This window comes from Paenibacillus sp. S150, assembly GCF_019352175.1.
GTDB lineage: Bacteria > Bacillota > Bacilli > Paenibacillales > Paenibacillaceae > Paenibacillus_AQ.
Map to the genome: position 1 here is coordinate 1 of NZ_JACBYI010000018.1, position 16,590 is coordinate 16,590.

Consider the following 16,590-nt stretch of genomic DNA (forward strand, 5'->3'; position numbering starts at 1 on the left):
AGGCATTTGGGGGGAGCGGGCCTCCATTAGGTGTACAAAATCCCACTAAAGCCCGTTCAAGCCAGAATTCCAGCCCATTAGTGTTACTTTTTACACTTCGCTTCCGTTCCCTATGAACCTCCTTGCGTTCCATCAGCATTTTCCAGGTTCTCCGATTCATTTCATATAAGCCAGTTCATTTCATATACATTAAGTTTCTTTATTGTGGTTTTTAAAGATTTCAGAACCGCCTCCCGCTTAAACAGCGGACCCGCGGAACAGCGGCAGCGGCCGCCTGGGTCTCCGGATTTTCACCGCCAAGAGACTGCGATGAAATAAAGTACCGCTACATTGTTGACAAAACTCCCAAAACCGTGGAGATTTTGTCAACAAAGGCGGGTACTCATTTCCTCGCAGCTCCTAAGGGGAATGAAATAAATCTGGAGAGCACTGCGACCCGGACAACGCTCCGTTCGCGGAGCGGCCGCTCCAAAAGCCTGCGTCTATCCTGCGCAAAATAACCCCACAAAGCGGGGACTTGGCTTCGATGATGACTCAGGTACTTTGCGGGGACCCCAAAAACCTATAAATTCTTATCTTTCAAAAAAAGACCTGCCGGAATCCGGCAAGGCCAAGTGCATACAACAGGTGTTGCTTTTACTATAACGGATAATTATTAAAGGAGTGTTTGTTTAGCTCAGAAAAAATGCGGATATTGCTTGGACAAGCCTTGCACCCGAGCCAGCAAAGTATTAGAGTGCTCCATAACAACCTTGCGCATTCCTTCCACATCGCGCTTGCGGGTTGCCGCCACCATCTTCACATGCTTGTCTATATCGGCTTGCTGCACACCTTCCATCTTGCCGTACAGCAAGCGGATACGATTATAATGGGAGGCTACCTCTTCAATAGTATACCAGGAAAGCTCTTCTCCGGCCGTCTCAAAAATAAGCTGATGAAACCGGTTGTCCTTCAGGTAAAATTCCCTGAAATATTTCTTATCCATATATTTCTTCTGTTTGTTGATCAATTCCTGCATGGTATCCGCTACAAGTTCGCTGCACTTGCGGATAAATCCATCCACCACGGCAGATTCAAGGGATGTCCGGATAAACCATTCCTCGCGGACTCTCTGCAGATCAATTTTGGATACTACCGTTTTTCGCTGAGGATATATTTCCACCAGTCCTGACTGTTGAAGGCGGACCACTGCCTCCCGTACCGGAGTTCTGCTTACGCCATAGCGTTCGGAGAGCTTCTGTACGCTGACATCCATTCCCGGCTCCAAGGTCATATTCATGATGTCTTCTCTTATTTTATTGTAAGTTACATCATTTAATGAATTACTGTTATTAATAATCTTCAACGGGTTCCCTACACCTTCCTGAACTCACTCCTAGTACATCACGATATATTTTCTCCGCGCTGGAAGAATCGTAGCTATAATACAGCAGGACGTCCAGAATAAACGGCGAATAGCTCAGTCTGTTCAATTCCTGTGTAAATGCCATGGCTCCGATTTCACTCAGGGTGCGTATTGTAGAATAATTTCTATAACCGAGCACATTCCATAATAGAATTTTCTCAGTCCGCGTATATATTTCCTGTTCAATCCGGTCTTCTACAAAATGAAAAATTTCATGGCCCAAGATAATATTCATTATACCAGCTTGCTGAAAAAGTTCAACTATGGCGGGGTCCTCCCCCCGGACCAGCTCCGCCGCCCTGCGCATGGGTTCTTCCATAATTCCGATTTTATCCGGCGGAGTATAGCAGGCGAACAGCACTCGCGGCCCCGTCATGGGCGCATCCTGAAATTCAAGTTTCAGCTTCAGCTTTTGGGCGATTATGCGGGCATCATCAGATCCATGCTCACGGATGATCCGCTGTGCATATTCTTTACCGCAGGCTATGGCTTTGGCAATCATCTCTGCCTTTCTTTCAGGCAGAATGCGCCGGTTCAGAATATCCCTTGAGAAGGCGTACAAGCCCCAAGCTTCATCGTCTGCCTGCAGCAAATTGTTCATCATCTCTCCCAGCTTTATCGGTCCCTGCATAACTGCCTCCAATCTGCAATCCTTATCCTATAAATGAGATCAAAAATTGCCTTCATCCCTATTTCCCGTCAGCTCTGCTTGATATTGGCTGCTACAACGATAACCTCCGTATCAGGCTCAAACGTTGAAATCTCGATGTCCATCAACAGCTCCAGCTGTTCAAAATCGGATGCGGTAAAGTCCATGACACGGGCACCGATGCACAGATAATAATCCGGTCTGGCAATGAGTTCTGTCTGATAGACCGCCATCGACTCCCACAGCTTTTTGACTGCCTCCAGATATTCTCCGGCTGCTGTCTTGATGGCCATGGCACGCCCTCTTTGAACCTTAATGAAGCCTTTGGTATCCAGTATGCGTATGGCCCCGGCTTCTCCTTCTTTTTCAACCTTTTCACCAAAAATATAGACATATCTGGTCTTTTCCAAAAGCTTCGTCCGGTCTGTGGAAATACGCATATCCTTCGCTGCCAGCTCCCGAAGCTCCTCTTCACTGCATTCCTTTAACAGCTCGGTGGTTTTGACTTCCGTGGAGCCGGTGGCTATCGCTGTAACCTTGGAGGTTTGCGGATCGATGTCAATATGGATTTCGATGCTTTCCGGTGTGGCCCCGCTCTGAATGGCTTTGTTCATAGCCTCCATTTTCAGGGCGCTGATCACTTCCTTGGAAGGTGAAGGAATAATGCGCTCCACAACATCCCTTACCATGGACAGGGCCACACCAATCGAAGAGATGACCTCGGCATTTTCGGGAATGCTGTACTTGAGGCCCATTTTTTCCGAGAAATACACGATGAGCGAAGCCGCTCCGCCGCCGACCCCCACCAGGGATATCTGGTCTTTCTCCAATTTGTATTTTTCGGCAAGGGAGAGAATGATCGGTTCAATCTTTGCGTATGCTTTTTCCATAATCTGCCTGGCAATATCTTCGGCGGTCGTTCCGCAATAATCGGCCAATGCCTGCATAGCTCTTCCGGCCGCTTCCACATTGCCATAGGAAAAATGCTCCGGCTTCACGAGGCCCAGCACGTTGGCCGCACAGGAATTCGTAATCGTCACGCGCTCCCCGTTCTCCAGGCGGATAGCAACATAATCTGCCGGATCGCCCGGCTTTGGCGAGAAGAATTCGACCTTGGCTCCCCTGATTGTGTCCGGGTCCGTAAATACCGAATAATCCAATCCGCCGATATGCGCAGATCTGGGTCCGACATCAACAACCCCGCTTTTGTTCGCACGGATCATAGAACCTCCGGCGACACCGAGCACCCGCACATCCAGTGAATTGACATAGGTCGGATGACCGCCAACGATGGAATAGTCAATGGCCGGCCGGCCGTTTTTAATAACACCAATGTTGGTAGTGGTTCCCCCAACCTCGAAATACACACCGTTAGAGGCTCTCAGATACATCAAAGATCCCATAACTGAAGCGGCCGGACCGGAAAGCATAGTAAGCACAGGGCGTTTTTTCATCTCGGTGATTTCCATAACCCCGCCGTCGCCTCTCATAATCATCAGTGGAACATTGACCCCGGCTTCTCTTACAGACTGTTCCGTTGAATTCGCTGTATCCAGCATCTTGGGAAGAATGCTTGCATTGATCGCTGCCGTTCTTGTTCTCCGGGTCAGCCCGTACAATTTCGTAATATCGGACGCCATCGTGGTCGGAATGCCTTTTTTCTCAGCTTCTTTATATACGATTTCCTCGGGTCTGCCATTATCTACGCCAAAAGCCATGGAAGGCACAATGACCTGTGCTCCCTGATGCTTGAGATCATCGATGACCTGCAGCACGGATTCTCCGGACATTTTCTTAACATTAATGAAGCTGTTATAAATTTTGATCTCCTTGCTGTTGCCCAGGTCAATATTCTGCAATTTGGTTTGCCTTTTGGCGAGCCAGCCTTCCAGGCCCCCCTTGGCCATGCCGATGATGCCAACCTGTGCGATATCGCCTTCAATCAGCGCATTTGTTGCTTGGGTTGTGCTGTGTGCAACGAATACAACATCTTCCGGCCTGATATTATTCTCCTTCAGACAGTTCTGGAAACACTTCACAACGCCGGCGGCTACGCCTCTCTCATGGTCATGCGTAGTTTTTACGGACGATTTCCCGATAATCTCATGGGTTTCGTTGTCAATTGCGACTGCTTTTGTATGTGTTCCCCCCACATCAATACCCATTCTAACCATTTTGCCCATAGTTTTTCTCCGTTTCTCTTCATTTAATTGTTAATTGTTTAAAAGAGTGGTGATTTTGTCGTGGCCTAAGGCCGGGGAGGGGTTTCCACTCGCTGTTGCAGCCGGATTTTTTGATTTTGTATCTCCCTATAGGGGAAAATCCGGCTACAAAGGCGACCGCTAACGCTGTTTGGGCTCCTTATCCGCTCTCCCGCCGCTTTTTCACACGCTTTTAAAGGAGCTAGACCAAATTGCCGTACATGATAAACACGACGGCACAGAGAATAATCCCGATGATCCAGCCTGTGGGTATCGACATCTTCATGTATTCCTTGGCAGGAACCTTCGTGTATCCAAAGCCCCAGGCAACCCAGGACTGGGTAACGTCCAGATGCTGCGGCGCTACAGTGGTAATTGCAAATAAAGGATACAAAAATTGTACGGGCCAAGCCGCTGTGGCTACAACGACTGCCAGAATTGCCGAACCGGACCCCACCAGGTTCATCGGTCCGCGGAAAAAGCCCAGCGGTGTCAGAACAGCAAATACAATACACAGCAGCAACGCAGTCTGAGGCATCGCTCCATCAAGCAGGGTTTTGAAATATGGAGAAGCATAAGTTGCGGCATTATTGAACATGGACAGGGTCAGCAAGAATCCGATCATGGGCGCCACATCGATAGCTCCGTCCGAAAACTGCTTCGACAGCATTCTGCAAACGTTTGCAAAACCACCCTTTAATTTACCGCATGTCACTAAGGCGAACAAGGCTGCAAAGATAAATCCGAAAATAATCGGAACCTTGAACACAACCACTCCAATGACCGGCAGAATGATTGATATCCAGGAGATTGCAGGCGCATCTACCGTATTTCCCGCATCAGGCGTCGCCGCCCAGGCACGGGAGAGCTTCCTGTTCATCGTCAGGTTGGCCACAATCAGAACAACGAGCAGTGAAACAGCCATCGCAATCATGCCGAATTTGAAATATGTATTGTAATCATAGCCGGCATAGCTTTCATTGGCAGTAGCAAAAATGGCTTGATATTGCTTGAAGTTGACGATATTCCCGAAGATACCGGCCATAATTGAGCCCATGAAGGAGAACAGGGCAACCGGTGAAGGAATTCCCAGCGAAAGCATGATAGGCAGCACAATCACGGCAATGGAAATGACCGGGCCGATCCCTGTCATGGATGTAAAAATAACGGCTGTGACTATACATAAGAGTGACATGGTGATTCTTGGTTTGTCTCCCCCGAGTTCTACCACCTTACGGATCAAAGTGGCTGCTATGCCTGTGTCAATCAAGACTCTTCCGAAAAATGCACCGAAGAAAATGTTAACCAGAATCGCTTTGCCGTAGTTTTCCGGCCCCGTCTGGAACACATTCGTCAGAACATCAATAAACGACTGGCCCTCCATAACAGAGGTTGGAGAAATCGAGTTGCCAATCAGGGCAATTGATGTCCAAAGTACCGACATGACAAAAAAGCCCACCATGAGGTTATACCCCTTGACGCAATACCACACCAGTCCAAAGAATGATAAAACCATAATGAAACCGATTACAACATTAGTCACATCCACAAAATTAACCTCCTGTAATAGGATAAATGATATAACATGCTAGCATGCTATATAGCCTTACTAACATGTTAGTTGTCTCGTGAAAATATTAACATGCCAGTTGCGCAGGAGTCAATACAAATATGTACTCCGCTTCCATCCGCTTTTATGCTTAAATATTTAAGCAAAACCTCTTATCTGAAGCACCGCCTCAAGTGAACCTTTTCTGAAAAAAGCTTGTATATCACTTTCTGCCTCTCATTGCACTGCTGCATTCATTTGTAACGCAGACCAGCGGATCGGGCAAGCAAATTTCTTGGTCCGGGTGATTGATTTCTGCAGAAATTTATCTTACAATGGGTTCATAAACGCGCGTTTACACAAAGGGGGACACTATGCGCAGCGAAGATATAGCCAAGCTCGCCGGGGTATCCCGAAGCACGGTATCCCGCGTGATCAACAACTATTCCAACGTCCCTGAGGAGACCCGGGCCAAGGTGCTGAAGGTCATTGAACAGCATCAGTACGAGCCGAACAGCTTCGCCCGGGCTCTGGCCGGCAAGAAAACCGATACTATCGGGCTTTTCGCTATCAGTATGAACGAGAAAGAGAACACGACCCGGATCTACCAGAACAATTACTTCGCGCCTTTCGTTGATGCCGTTGTCGACACCTCGAATGCCCGCGGCTGTTATGTGCTGATACACACCGTGTATTCTCCGGACGATTTCCTGAAGGTGAAGCAGGCCTTCCTGCAGAAACGGATTGACGGCGGCATTATCGTCGGCACCCAGAAGGATATTGATATCGTGCGGGAAATGGTCAGTCTCGAATTTCCGCTTGTGCTGATCGATTACGACATTTCGGAGATTATGTCAGAGCATCTGGACCGCAATCATCTGGCCATTGTGAATTCCAAGGACTATGAGGGAACCGTCGAAGCGGTCGAGTACCTGATCCGTCTGGGCCATGAAGAAATTGGCATGATCTGCGGGCGCATGAATACGTACTCCGGGCGGGAACGCTACATGGCATACGTGGATACGCTGAAGAAGCATGGGCTGGAGATCAATGAGCGCTTCGTCCTGCAGGGTGATTTCCTCAAAGAAACCGCCTATAAAGAGGTCAAAAAGCTGCTCGCCTCCGGCGGCGCTTGGCCGACCGCCTTCTTCTCTTCCAACGATGACATGGCTATCTCTGCAATGGAAGCGTTCTCGGAACATGGGATTTCCGTGCCTGAGGATATATCCATTGCAGGCTTCGATGATGTGCAGCTCGCTTCACGCATTCATCCCAAGCTGACCTCCGTGCGCCTGCCGATTTATGAAATGTCCAAGGCTGCGGTTGAGAAAGTGATCGAGCTGTGCGATTCCCGCCAGCCGACCTTCAGTACCATCAGCTTCCCGGCCCGTCTGGTCGAAAGAGATTCCTGCCAGCCGCCGAAGCTGAAGAAGTAGGCAATTATTTATTATGCGAAAGACTCCCTTTCCCCCGGGGGATTTTTTCCCAGCTCTGTAAACGCGCGTTCACAATTGAAAGGAGACTATTCTCTAATGAAATTCGGAACCTTTGACGACACCCGAAAAGAGTATGTAATCAACACTCCCAAAACGCCTTACCCATGGATCAACTACCTCGGCAACGAGCAGTTTTTCGGCCTGATTTCCAATACTGCCGGAGGTTACACCTTCTACCGGGATGCCCGGATGAGAAGGCTTACCCGTTACCGGTATAACAATATTCCGCTGGATACAGGCGGACGTTACTATTATCTGTATGATGACGGTGACTTCTGGACTCCGGGCTGGATGCCGGTTAAGCGCGACCTCGATTTCTACGAGTGCCGCCACGGCCTGGGCTACACCTCCATTACAGGCGAACGGGGCGGCATTTCCGTTAACCAGCTCGCTTTTGTACCGATGGGCCACAATGCCGAAGTGCACCGGCTGATCGTTAAGAACACCGGCACCGCTAGAAAAACCGTGAAGCTGTTCTCTTTTGCCGAGTTCTGCCTGTGGAATGCCCAGGATGATATGACCAACTTCCAGCGCAACCTCAGCACCGGCGAGGTGGAAGTGAAGGATTCCGTTATCTATCACAAAACCGAGTACCGCGAGCGCAGAAACCACTATGCCTTCTATTCTGTAAATAAAGAAATCGCCGGCTTTGATACCGACCGGGAAGCCTTCGTAGGCATGTACAATGGCCTGGACGCCCCTCAGGCGGTTGCTGCCGGGGAAGCTGCCAATTCCGTAGCCAGCGGCTGGTCCCCCATCGGCTCCCATGCGCTGGACATCACGCTTGAACCGGGCGAAGAGCAAAGCTTCATCTTTGTGCTCGGCTATATCGAGAATCCGGAAGAAGAGAAATGGGAAGCGCTGAATGTCATCAACAAAAAACCGGCCCTGGCTGTAATCGAACAATTTGCTACAGACGCTCAGGTGGATGCTGCCCTGGCTGTTCTGGCTGCGCACTGGGAAAGTCTGCTGTCCAAATATCAGATCCAGAGCGGCGACGACAAGCTGAACCGCATGGTTAACATCTGGAATCCGTATCAATGCATGGTTACCTTCAACATGTCCCGTTCCGCCTCCTATTTCGAATCCGGGATTGGCCGCGGCATGGGCTTCCGGGACTCCAACCAGGACTTGCTTGGCTTCGTGCATCAGATTCCTGAGCGTGCCAGAGAACGCATTCTGGATATCGCCGCTACCCAGTTCGAGGACGGCAGCGCATATCACCAGTACCAGCCGCTCACCAAAAAAGGCAACAACGAAGTCGGCTCCGGCTTCAACGATGATCCGCTCTGGCTGATCTCGGGAACCGCAGCCTACATCAAGGAAACCGGCGACTACTCCATTCTGGATGAGCAGGTTCCGTTCGACAGCAATCCGGACAACACGGCTACCCTGTTCGAGCACTTGAAGCGCTCCTTCGAGCATGTAACGAACAACCTCGGACCTCACGGCCTGCCGCTGATCGGACGCGCGGACTGGAATGACTGCCTGAACCTGAACTGCTTCTCCACCGAACCCGGCGAATCGTTCCAGACAACGGCCAACATTGAAGGCCGCGTAGCGGAATCCGTGTTCATTGCCGGACTGTTCGTTTTCGTCGGACCGGACTATGCGGAAATCTGCCGCATGCGCGGACTTGACGATGTGGCTGCGGATGCGGTTGCGAAGATCGGCAACATGCGTGAAATCACCCTGACCCACGGCTTCGACGGCGACTGGTTCCTGCGCGCTTATGACCACTACGGCGACAAGATCGGCAGCAAGGAAAACGAAGAAGGCCAAATCTTCATCGAGCCGCAGGGCATTTGCGTAATGGCCGGCATCGGTGTAGAAGACGGCCAGGCCGCCAAAGCGCTGACTTCCGTTCAGGAACGACTGGATACTAAATACGGCATCGTGCTGCAGCAGCCTCCGTATTCCAAGTACTATCTGAACCTGGGTGAAATTTCTACGTACCCTCCGGGCTACAAGGAAAATGCGGGTATTTTCTGCCACAACAACCCATGGATCATGATTGCCGAAACCGTGCTGGGCCATGGCGACAGAGCTTTTGATATTTATAAGAAAATCGCTCCGGCTTACCTGGAGGACATCAGCGAAGTTCACCGTATGGAACCGTACGTGTACTCGCAAATGATCGCCGGTAAAGATGCCGTTCGCCACGGGGAAGCCAAGAATTCCTGGCTGACAGGTACCGCTGCCTGGAATTATGTAGCGATTACACAGTCCATTCTCGGTATTCAGGCTGATTTCGCCGGTCTGAAGGTAGATCCTTGTATCCCTGCAGAGTGGGACGGCTTCGAAATCACCCGTGTCTTCCGTGGAGATACTTACGTGATTCAGATCAAGAATCCGGAGCATGTCTCCAAAGGCGTAGCCAGCCTCACCCTGGACGGCACTGCCGCCCAAGGCAACATCATCGCTCCTGTAGGCGACGGCGCCGTGCACCATGTCGTTGTTGAGCTGGGCTGAGAAGCTGCTGTGCGGGCACAGTGCACTAGATTGAGCTGCTAATTAAGGACGGGCCTCACCTTTTGGATAAAGGGAAGGCCCGTCCTTTTTACATTACCTGCAATTTATCCGCCCCATCTCGCTTGGGGAAAAGTCCTCCTGCGGCTTAAGCGCCTCCTTCCGCTATCCACACCTGCATCTCGCCGCTGCCGCGGTTGCCCCACAGATAATACGGAATGGCTGTCACCTCAACTGGCGCCGCCGGTGCCTTCGCTCTGCTGTACAAGCCTCCGCTCCAGCCTTCCCGCCCTGATCGCCAGCCTTTGCCCTTGACCACTACTGCGCCTCCCGGCAGCGAATCCTGAAATCCTTCCGAAAAGGGCGCGGACTCACTTAATGCAATCGAGCTCAGCGGTGCGCCATTGTCGGCGCTCTCCAGGCAATAGACCAGCGGCCCGCGCTGGATGGCGGTCCTTCCGGCATCTGCACGCAGCTCAGGGTGGGCGTAGACGCGGTGCGCTTCCATAGGCAGCTGCAGCTCGATGATGTCCCCGGCACTCCATACTCTGCGGATCACACAGTAGCCTTGCTCCAGTGCTCCGCCCGGCTGCAGTTGTACACCGTTCACACGGATCTCCGCACCGCTGCTCCAGGAAGGAATCCGCAGCGCGATGCCAAATTCTCCGGCGGCGGCCGGATTCACCGTCAGCGTGACAGTACCTTCCCACGGGTAATTGCTCTGCTGGCTCACAGCAACGCCGGTTCCGCCCAGCTTCAGGTTCAAGGTACTGCCGATATACAGGTTGGCATACAGCGTGTCGCCGTGAACCGTATAGATGTACTGGTTCAGCGAGGTCAGCAGCCGCGCCACATTAGGCGGGCAGCAGGCGCAGCCGAACCAGCCCTGCCGCTCGGACTTCACATGATGCTTGCCGGGATTGCAGCTGCAGGCCTGCGGCCATACTTCAAGCGGATTCACGTAGAAATAGTGCTTGCCGTCCTGGGCCATGGAGCCAAGCACGTTGTTATACAGCGCCCGCTCCAGCACGTCCGCGTAGCGCGCATCCGGAGCCAGCTCCAGCATCCGCCGGGCAAAAAAGATCAGGCCGACCGAAGCACAGGTCTCCGCATACACCGTATCGTTGGGCAGATCATAATCAAAGGTGAATGCTTCTCCGTGATGGGTGGAACCGATCCCGCCGGTAATATACATCTGCTTGCCGGTCATATTCTCCCATAGCCTCACGCACGCATCGCTCAGAGCTTCATCTCCGGTCAGGGCCGCAAGGTCTGCCATTGCCGCATACATGTAGACTGCGCGGACGGAATGCCCCACCGCCACACTCTGCTCCCTCACCGGGAGATGGGCCTGATTGTAGCTCAGATCCAGACTGCTGCTCCGGGTTCCGGTCCAATAAGAGAGCCGGCCGCGCGCTTCCCACTCCTGCCGCAGGAAATTCGGCTCCTGTCCCCGCTGATCGATGAAGAAGCTGCTCAGCTCCAGGTATTTCTTCTCACCGGTCAGCCGGTACAGCTTAATCAGCGCAAGCTCGATTTCCTGATGCCCGTCATAGCCCTTCAGTTTGCCTTCCTCCGGTCCAAATACGGAATCGATATGATCGGCCATCCGGCGCATGATGTTCAGCAGCTTGGCTTTGCCTGTAGCTTCATAGTAGGCTACCGCAGCTTCGATGAAATGCCCGGCGCAATACAGCTCATGACACTCATGCAGATTGGTCCAGCGCTTGCCGGGCTCCTTGATCGTAAAATAAGTGTTCAGGTACCCGTCCGGCTGTTGCGCTTCTCCGATCAGATCGATGACCGCATCCGCCTGTGCTTCCAGCCCCGGGTCGCGGCTGATGCTCAGGGAGTAGCCTACTGCCTCCAGCCATTTGGCGATATCGCTGTCCTGAAAAACCATGCCGCCGAATTCCCCCTCCCGTCTGCCGGCGGCAATCTCGAAATTGGCAATGGCATAGCTTGGCTCCGCTCCCGCAACCCGGTCATGCAGTGCCTCATATTGATACGGAATGACCACATCCTGCACCAGCTTGATACAGCTTCCCCAGAATTCATCTTGGAGCTTGACGGACAGCTGGCCGGCTGCCGGCTGAATTTCGGTTATTTTGTTCATTCTCCACTTCTCCTCATCGTTTATTTCCTTCTCGCTAATTGCCATTATAGAGGGTAAAATAAATAAAAAACAGAATCAGAAGCAACCCTGTTTTTGTACTATTTCACACTTATATATGATCGTAGAATATTTGCATAAAATATAACCGGGAGGGGTGTAACATGTCATTTAATCCATCCTGCATCCATCTGGCAGCACCGCCGTTTCCGTATTTCCTCGAAGGCGACCGCACCGTCTATCAGGCGGGTGATCAGCATCCAAACCGCAGCAGCATGGGGAAATTCGATCTGCTGATTGTTGAGCAGGGCTGCCTGTTCATTGGCGAGGAGCATAAACAGTGGGCAGTGCCCGCCGGCCATACCCTGCTCCTGCTGCCGGACCGCTACCATTACTCGGTCAAGCCCTGCGAGGAGACAACCTCCTTCATATGGCTGCATTTTCACACCGTCGGCGAATGGATTGAGGCCGAGGGCGATCCCGTATATGCCAGCCGGGAAGAGCATTTCCGGGAGTTCCTCACCTACCCCTACACGATTCGCGTGCCGCAGTTCAGTCCGCTGCCTGCCCCCTTTGAGCGCAGCGTACAGGCCGGGCTCCTGCTGCAGCTGGCCCGGGGAAGACGTTCCGGCGCGGTATGGCAGCAGCAGCGGATCTTCGAGGACATGCTGCGGATGCTGGATCTCGCCCAGCAGGATGCCGGAGGAGGCGCGGCCGCAGAGATTGCCGAATTGACGGAAGCGTATCTGCGCAATCACTATGCCGGGCCGCTGACCAACGGCACTCTGGCGGACGCGCTGCACTTCCACTACAACTATCTGGCCCGCTGCATGAAGCGCGTCTACGGGCTGACCCCGATGGAATATTTGACGGATTACCGGCTGGAGCAGGCCAAGCTGCTGCTGCTTAAGACAGAAATCCCCATCTCGGCAGTTGCCGAACGCACAGGGTTTGAGAGCACGGCATATTTCTCGCGGCGGTTTGCCTGCAAGGTCGGCATCTCCCCCCTGCGCTTCCGCAAACGTTATTCCCGTTAACCCTCCGCCGCGGAATTTCCGTCCAGCAGAGGGCCGGGAGCATATGCAGCATTGTCTGCATTAATTCCGCTCCCCGTTCACCCGGAATTCATGAAGCTCCCGGTTATAGGATAATCCCCGGATACGGACCGAATTAGGCGTATAGGCTCTGATTGGCCCCCCGGGCTCAACAATTCCCGCTCCGCTCTTTACAGCTACAGTTACATTAATCTCCGACAGCGCAGCTGCCAGCAGTTCCATATCGCTCACCAGCACTTTATAGGTAAAGCTCATTCGTATCACTCCTGCCCTGTGTGTGAAATTTCAAGTATGCTTGTCATAAGGCTTCGTCACCCGAATAAAACCTCTGCCGCCGGACATGCTAAACTACGTTCCTAATCTTATTGTAGAGGGGTATGTAACAATGGGAGTTCTTAGTGGAAATCCTAAAGACGAACCGCTGCACTATGGCGAAATCTTCAACCTGTGGGAGTTCTCGGCTGCGGCCAAAATGGCCCTGTCCACCTATCAGGCTTATCTGTACCACGCAGGGGACCAGGATCTGAAGAAGATCATTGATGACCTTATGGACCAGGCGCAGCGGGAAATCAAGGACTGTGACAAGCTGCTGAAGAGCAACGGGTTCACGCCTTCTCCTTCTTTGCCCGACCGCCCCTCTGTCAAGCTTGAGGATATCCCGGCCGGAGCCCGGTTCTCCGATCAGGAAATCGCCGCCGCCCTGTCAAACGCGGTCTCCCTTGGCCTCGTCGTGTGCAGCCAAATCATGGGCACGTCCATCCGTGAGGATCTCGGGATGATGTTCCTGAAGATTCACGCGCAAATGGCCGCACTGGGCACGGCCCTGCTGAAGCTGAACAAGCAGAAGGGCTGGCTCATTCCTCCGCCGCTGCAGCTCAAAAAGCCGGAACCCGTCCATGCCTGAGCACCAGGCTATTGAATCCTGCGCAAGCGGGATTTTTTGCATTTTAGCTATTTTTTTCCAATCAAACGCATATTCATTAAGACATGCTTTACAATCTGGAGATGTTGAATATGCCTTTTTATCCGAAAAAGTATTCCATTATCGTACTCGCAAGCTTGCTGATCGCCGCAGGCACGAACTTCTTTCTGGTTCCTTATAAAATACTCGATGGGGGAATTATCGGCATCGCCCTCATTATTAATTATATGTCCGGAGTAAAAATCGGACTGGCTATCATCCTGTGCAGTCTTCCCGTCTTTCTGCTCGCCTGGCTTAAGGAGCGGGATATTTTTTACAGCAGTGTGCTGGGCCTCATGGTTTCCTCCCTTCTGATCGAGCTTCTGGGACCGCTTCAATACCATTTCCTGTATTATGTAGAGCTCGGTTCCATTTCCAGCGCGGTTATCGGCGGTTTCCTGATGGGCAGCGGCCTTGGGCTTATGCTGCGGTTCAAGGCGAGCACGGGCGGGACGGATCTGCTGGCCAAGTTCATTAAACGCTACATTCCGCTCAATGTGGGAGTCATTATTTTTCTGACAGATGCCCTGATTATCGGAGCCGGCGGCCTGCTGATCTCCAAGGAGACCTTCTTCCATTCCACCCTGACCATTCTCTCCGGCGGAGTGGCAACAGGGCTATGTACCCTTGAACAATGAAAATGGAAAATACTATGCATATACACGATCATACGTTCGTACTATAATAACATCACAATCGTCCCTGCTCTGCAGCCAAAATCCCGGGCTTACCGCCGAAGATCCCTTTGAAGGCTTGCCGGCGAAATGCCTTGAGCCCGTCATATGAGGCACCGCTTGCACAATTACATAGCTGTGCCTTCGCAAATGCGCACCTTAGAAAGAAACGTGCCCGCCCACCTCTGTAAAGAGGGGCATCCGTTCTTCCCGCCAATAGAAATTACTAAACGCATGACAGCATTCAATGGAGGCGCTTTACATGCCGAGACATATTTTTTTAATCGATGGACAGTCCTTTTATGCCTCGGTGGAGAAAGCGGCTCACCCCGAGTATCGCGATATGCCCATTGCTGTGGGGGACCCTGAACGGCGGAACGGCATTGTACTGGCCGCATGTCCCATCGCCAAATCACATGGTGTGACAACAGCATCACGCATCGGAGAAGCGTTGGCCAAATGCCCGGAGCTGGTTGTGATCCGCCCCAGAATGCACACCTATATTCAAATTTCGCTCCTGATTACAGAAATCTTCGAGTCCTATACCGATCTTGTAGAGCCTTACAGCATTGACGAGCAATTCCTGGATGTTACAGGCTCGCTCGCCTATTTCGGCTCTCCCTGTGAAATGGCCCGGATGATTCAAAATCATGTCTTTTTATCTACGGGGATCTGGACAAGGGTCGGCATCGGCCCTACAAAGATTCTGGCCAAAATGGCGACCGACAACTATGCGAAGCGGATGCCCGAAGGCATATTCGAGCTCACCTTTGAGAACCTGGAGTCCACGCTATGGAAGCTCCCAGTGCGGCACATGTTCATGGTAGCCTCCGCTATGTCCTGCCATTTCACCCGGATGGGGCTGCACTGCATCGGAGATATTGCACGTATGGAGCTTCATGAGTTCAAGCTGCGGCTGCGGCGGGAAATGGGCAGGCAGAGCGACATCCAGGCGGAGTATTACTGGCAAACTGCGCGGGGAATGGATCCAAGCCCCGTTGTCGCCGGAATACGCCATCAATTAAAATCAATCAGCCATGGCAAAGCACTCCGCTGGAGTCTGTACCGTACGCTAAAAGATATCGAAATCGTCCTGCTTGAGCTGGTCGTTGAGGTCTGCCGCCGCACAAGACGCCATAATTATATGGGCTCAGTGGTTACCGTCTCCGCTGCGGAAACGGATGGTGAGCGCTCCACATTCTTCAGCCGGCAGATGACGCTGCCTGAGCCCTCTGCCCTGACCCATGAAGTGGCTGCCGCTGCACATAAGCTCTTTACCGGCCACTGGAGCGGACTGCCGCTCAGCAACCTGAGCGTCTCCTTGTCACAACTGACAGATGACAGCATTCTTCAACTCACACTTTTTGATAATCGTTCGCTTGCCTATGATAAAGAACATGCAATTGATGACATCAAAAACCGGTACGGGAGCGATGCCATTATGCATGCCTCTTCTTTGATGGAAGCGGGCGTCGCACGTGAAAGAGCCGAACAAATTGGGGGGCACTATAAATGAGCAAGCTTGACGGCAACGAACGCTGGAAATCCAAAATGCTATTGACCGAGCATGTTGAACAATATGAGCAAAAGCATAGCTCAAGTGAAAGCAAGATCATCACCGCCGAGGAACGCCTCATGCTCCGGGACTATATCCTGCTGCCATATATGGACAAGATGGTTCAGAAGAGCATAACCGACGTGGAGCATTCCACCAACATTCTGAAGCGCCTGTATCTCATGGCCGGCCAGCACATTCTGGATCAGATCACGAAAGACCTGTATCGTCTGCGGCGGGAGCTTAAGCAGCGCAATATCAGAGTCCTCACCGAGGAGCAGGCGGATCTGGTGGTCTATCACCATTACTATTGCCGGGGATATGAGGAACGCTTCGGCATGACCCGTGATGTGATGCGGGCAGAAATAAGCCTCCAGCTGACAAAGTATACGTCGGACCTGGCTGCATTGCTGAAAGAACGTTCCAAAGAAACGGGAAGCTATATAAGCGGAACTTGAAACAA

General features: G+C 52.0%; 13 protein-coding genes. 7 read left to right on the top strand and 6 right to left on the bottom strand.

The window, feature by feature from the left end:
* Nucleotides 1-676: 676 nt before the first annotated feature.
* The 4 genes from HYD27_RS16885 to HYD27_RS16900 all read right to left on the bottom strand — a co-directional run bounded on the left by HYD27_RS16885 (nucleotide 677) and on the right by HYD27_RS16900 (nucleotide 5,804).
* A complete protein-coding gene (locus HYD27_RS16885; protein ID WP_228745184.1) occupies nucleotides 677-1,345 on the bottom strand; it encodes a GntR family transcriptional regulator in 669 nt (222 codons plus the stop codon).
* Nucleotides 1,332-2,036, bottom strand: a complete 705-nt coding sequence (locus HYD27_RS16890) for a hypothetical protein (protein WP_219217075.1) — start codon at nucleotides 2,034-2,036, stop codon at nucleotides 1,332-1,334. Before HYD27_RS16890 ends, HYD27_RS16885 begins: the two co-directional genes overlap by 14 nt.
* A gap of 68 nt (nucleotides 2,037-2,104) precedes the next feature.
* Nucleotides 2,105-4,237, bottom strand: coding sequence for a hydantoinase/oxoprolinase family protein (locus HYD27_RS16895; RefSeq protein ID WP_219217076.1), 2,133 nt, complete (start codon nucleotides 4,235-4,237; stop codon nucleotides 2,105-2,107).
* A gap of 220 nt (nucleotides 4,238-4,457) precedes the next feature.
* Nucleotides 4,458-5,804 carry a citrate transporter gene (locus HYD27_RS16900; RefSeq protein WP_219217077.1) on the bottom strand — a complete coding sequence of 449 codons (1,347 nt, stop codon included), beginning with the start codon at nucleotides 5,802-5,804 and terminating at the stop codon, nucleotides 4,458-4,460.
* A gap of 374 nt (nucleotides 5,805-6,178) precedes the next feature.
* On the opposite strand from HYD27_RS16900, the gene HYD27_RS16905 reads away from it, so the two are divergent.
* Together HYD27_RS16905 and HYD27_RS16910 are read left to right on the top strand one after the other, a co-directional pair.
* Complete coding sequence (locus HYD27_RS16905; protein ID WP_219217078.1) at nucleotides 6,179-7,240, top strand: LacI family DNA-binding transcriptional regulator; 1,062 nt, start codon at nucleotides 6,179-6,181, stop codon at nucleotides 7,238-7,240.
* A 96-nt stretch (nucleotides 7,241-7,336) separates the two neighbouring features.
* Complete coding sequence (locus HYD27_RS16910; RefSeq protein WP_219217079.1) at nucleotides 7,337-9,772, top strand: glycoside hydrolase family 94 protein; 2,436 nt, start codon at nucleotides 7,337-7,339, stop codon at nucleotides 9,770-9,772.
* 145 nt (nucleotides 9,773-9,917) lie between these two features.
* Here the strand turns inward: HYD27_RS16910 and HYD27_RS16915 are convergent, their stop codons facing one another.
* Entirely contained in the window at nucleotides 9,918-11,885 is a 1,968-nt protein-coding gene (locus HYD27_RS16915; protein ID WP_219217080.1) for a glycoside hydrolase family 127 protein, read from the bottom strand.
* Nucleotides 11,886-12,046: 161 nt separating this feature from the next.
* Here HYD27_RS16915 and HYD27_RS16920 point away from each other — a divergent pair, with 161 nt between their 5' ends.
* Nucleotides 12,047-12,919, top strand: coding sequence for a helix-turn-helix transcriptional regulator (locus HYD27_RS16920; RefSeq protein WP_219217082.1), 873 nt, complete (start codon nucleotides 12,047-12,049; stop codon nucleotides 12,917-12,919).
* 60 nt (nucleotides 12,920-12,979) lie between these two features.
* On the opposite strand, the gene HYD27_RS16925 is transcribed toward HYD27_RS16920, so the two are convergent.
* Entirely contained in the window at nucleotides 12,980-13,192 is a 213-nt protein-coding gene (locus HYD27_RS16925) for a hypothetical protein (protein ID WP_219217084.1), read from the bottom strand.
* Between the two features lie 130 nt (nucleotides 13,193-13,322).
* On the opposite strand from HYD27_RS16925, the gene HYD27_RS16930 reads away from it, so the two are divergent.
* From HYD27_RS16930 to HYD27_RS16945, 4 genes are all read left to right on the top strand, one after another.
* Complete coding sequence (locus HYD27_RS16930) at nucleotides 13,323-13,841, top strand: DUF3231 family protein (protein ID WP_219217086.1); 519 nt, start codon at nucleotides 13,323-13,325, stop codon at nucleotides 13,839-13,841.
* A gap of 110 nt (nucleotides 13,842-13,951) precedes the next feature.
* Complete coding sequence (locus HYD27_RS16935) at nucleotides 13,952-14,536, top strand: YitT family protein (protein ID WP_228745185.1); 585 nt, start codon at nucleotides 13,952-13,954, stop codon at nucleotides 14,534-14,536.
* A gap of 298 nt (nucleotides 14,537-14,834) precedes the next feature.
* On the top strand, nucleotides 14,835-16,088 hold the full coding sequence (locus HYD27_RS16940; RefSeq protein WP_219217088.1) for a DNA polymerase IV: 1,254 nt from the start codon (nucleotides 14,835-14,837) through the stop codon (nucleotides 16,086-16,088).
* Entirely contained in the window at nucleotides 16,085-16,585 is a 501-nt protein-coding gene (locus HYD27_RS16945; protein ID WP_219217090.1) for a YhjD family protein, read from the top strand. The genes HYD27_RS16940 and HYD27_RS16945 overlap by 4 nt, the downstream gene beginning before the upstream one ends.
* Nucleotides 16,586-16,590 lie beyond the last annotated feature (5 nt).

Coding starts and splice junctions, on each gene's coding strand:
- HYD27_RS16890 (WP_219217075.1), bottom strand. CDS start 2,036: ATGCAGGGACCGATAAAGCTGGGAGAGATGATGAACAATTTGCTGCAG.
- HYD27_RS16895 (WP_219217076.1), bottom strand. CDS start 4,237: ATGGGCAAAATGGTTAGAATGGGTATTGATGTGGGGGGAACACATACA.
- HYD27_RS16905 (WP_219217078.1), top strand. CDS start 6,179: ATGCGCAGCGAAGATATAGCCAAGCTCGCCGGGGTATCCCGAAGCACG.
- HYD27_RS16910 (WP_219217079.1), top strand. CDS start 7,337: ATGAAATTCGGAACCTTTGACGACACCCGAAAAGAGTATGTAATCAAC.
- HYD27_RS16915 (WP_219217080.1), bottom strand. CDS start 11,885: ATGAACAAAATAACCGAAATTCAGCCGGCAGCCGGCCAGCTGTCCGTC.
- HYD27_RS16920 (WP_219217082.1), top strand. CDS start 12,047: ATGTCATTTAATCCATCCTGCATCCATCTGGCAGCACCGCCGTTTCCG.
- HYD27_RS16925 (WP_219217084.1), bottom strand. CDS start 13,192: ATGAGCTTTACCTATAAAGTGCTGGTGAGCGATATGGAACTGCTGGCA.
- HYD27_RS16930 (WP_219217086.1), top strand. CDS start 13,323: ATGGGAGTTCTTAGTGGAAATCCTAAAGACGAACCGCTGCACTATGGC.
- HYD27_RS16935 (WP_228745185.1), top strand. CDS start 13,952: ATGCCTTTTTATCCGAAAAAGTATTCCATTATCGTACTCGCAAGCTTG.
- HYD27_RS16940 (WP_219217088.1), top strand. CDS start 14,835: ATGCCGAGACATATTTTTTTAATCGATGGACAGTCCTTTTATGCCTCG.
- HYD27_RS16945 (WP_219217090.1), top strand. CDS start 16,085: ATGAGCAAGCTTGACGGCAACGAACGCTGGAAATCCAAAATGCTATTG.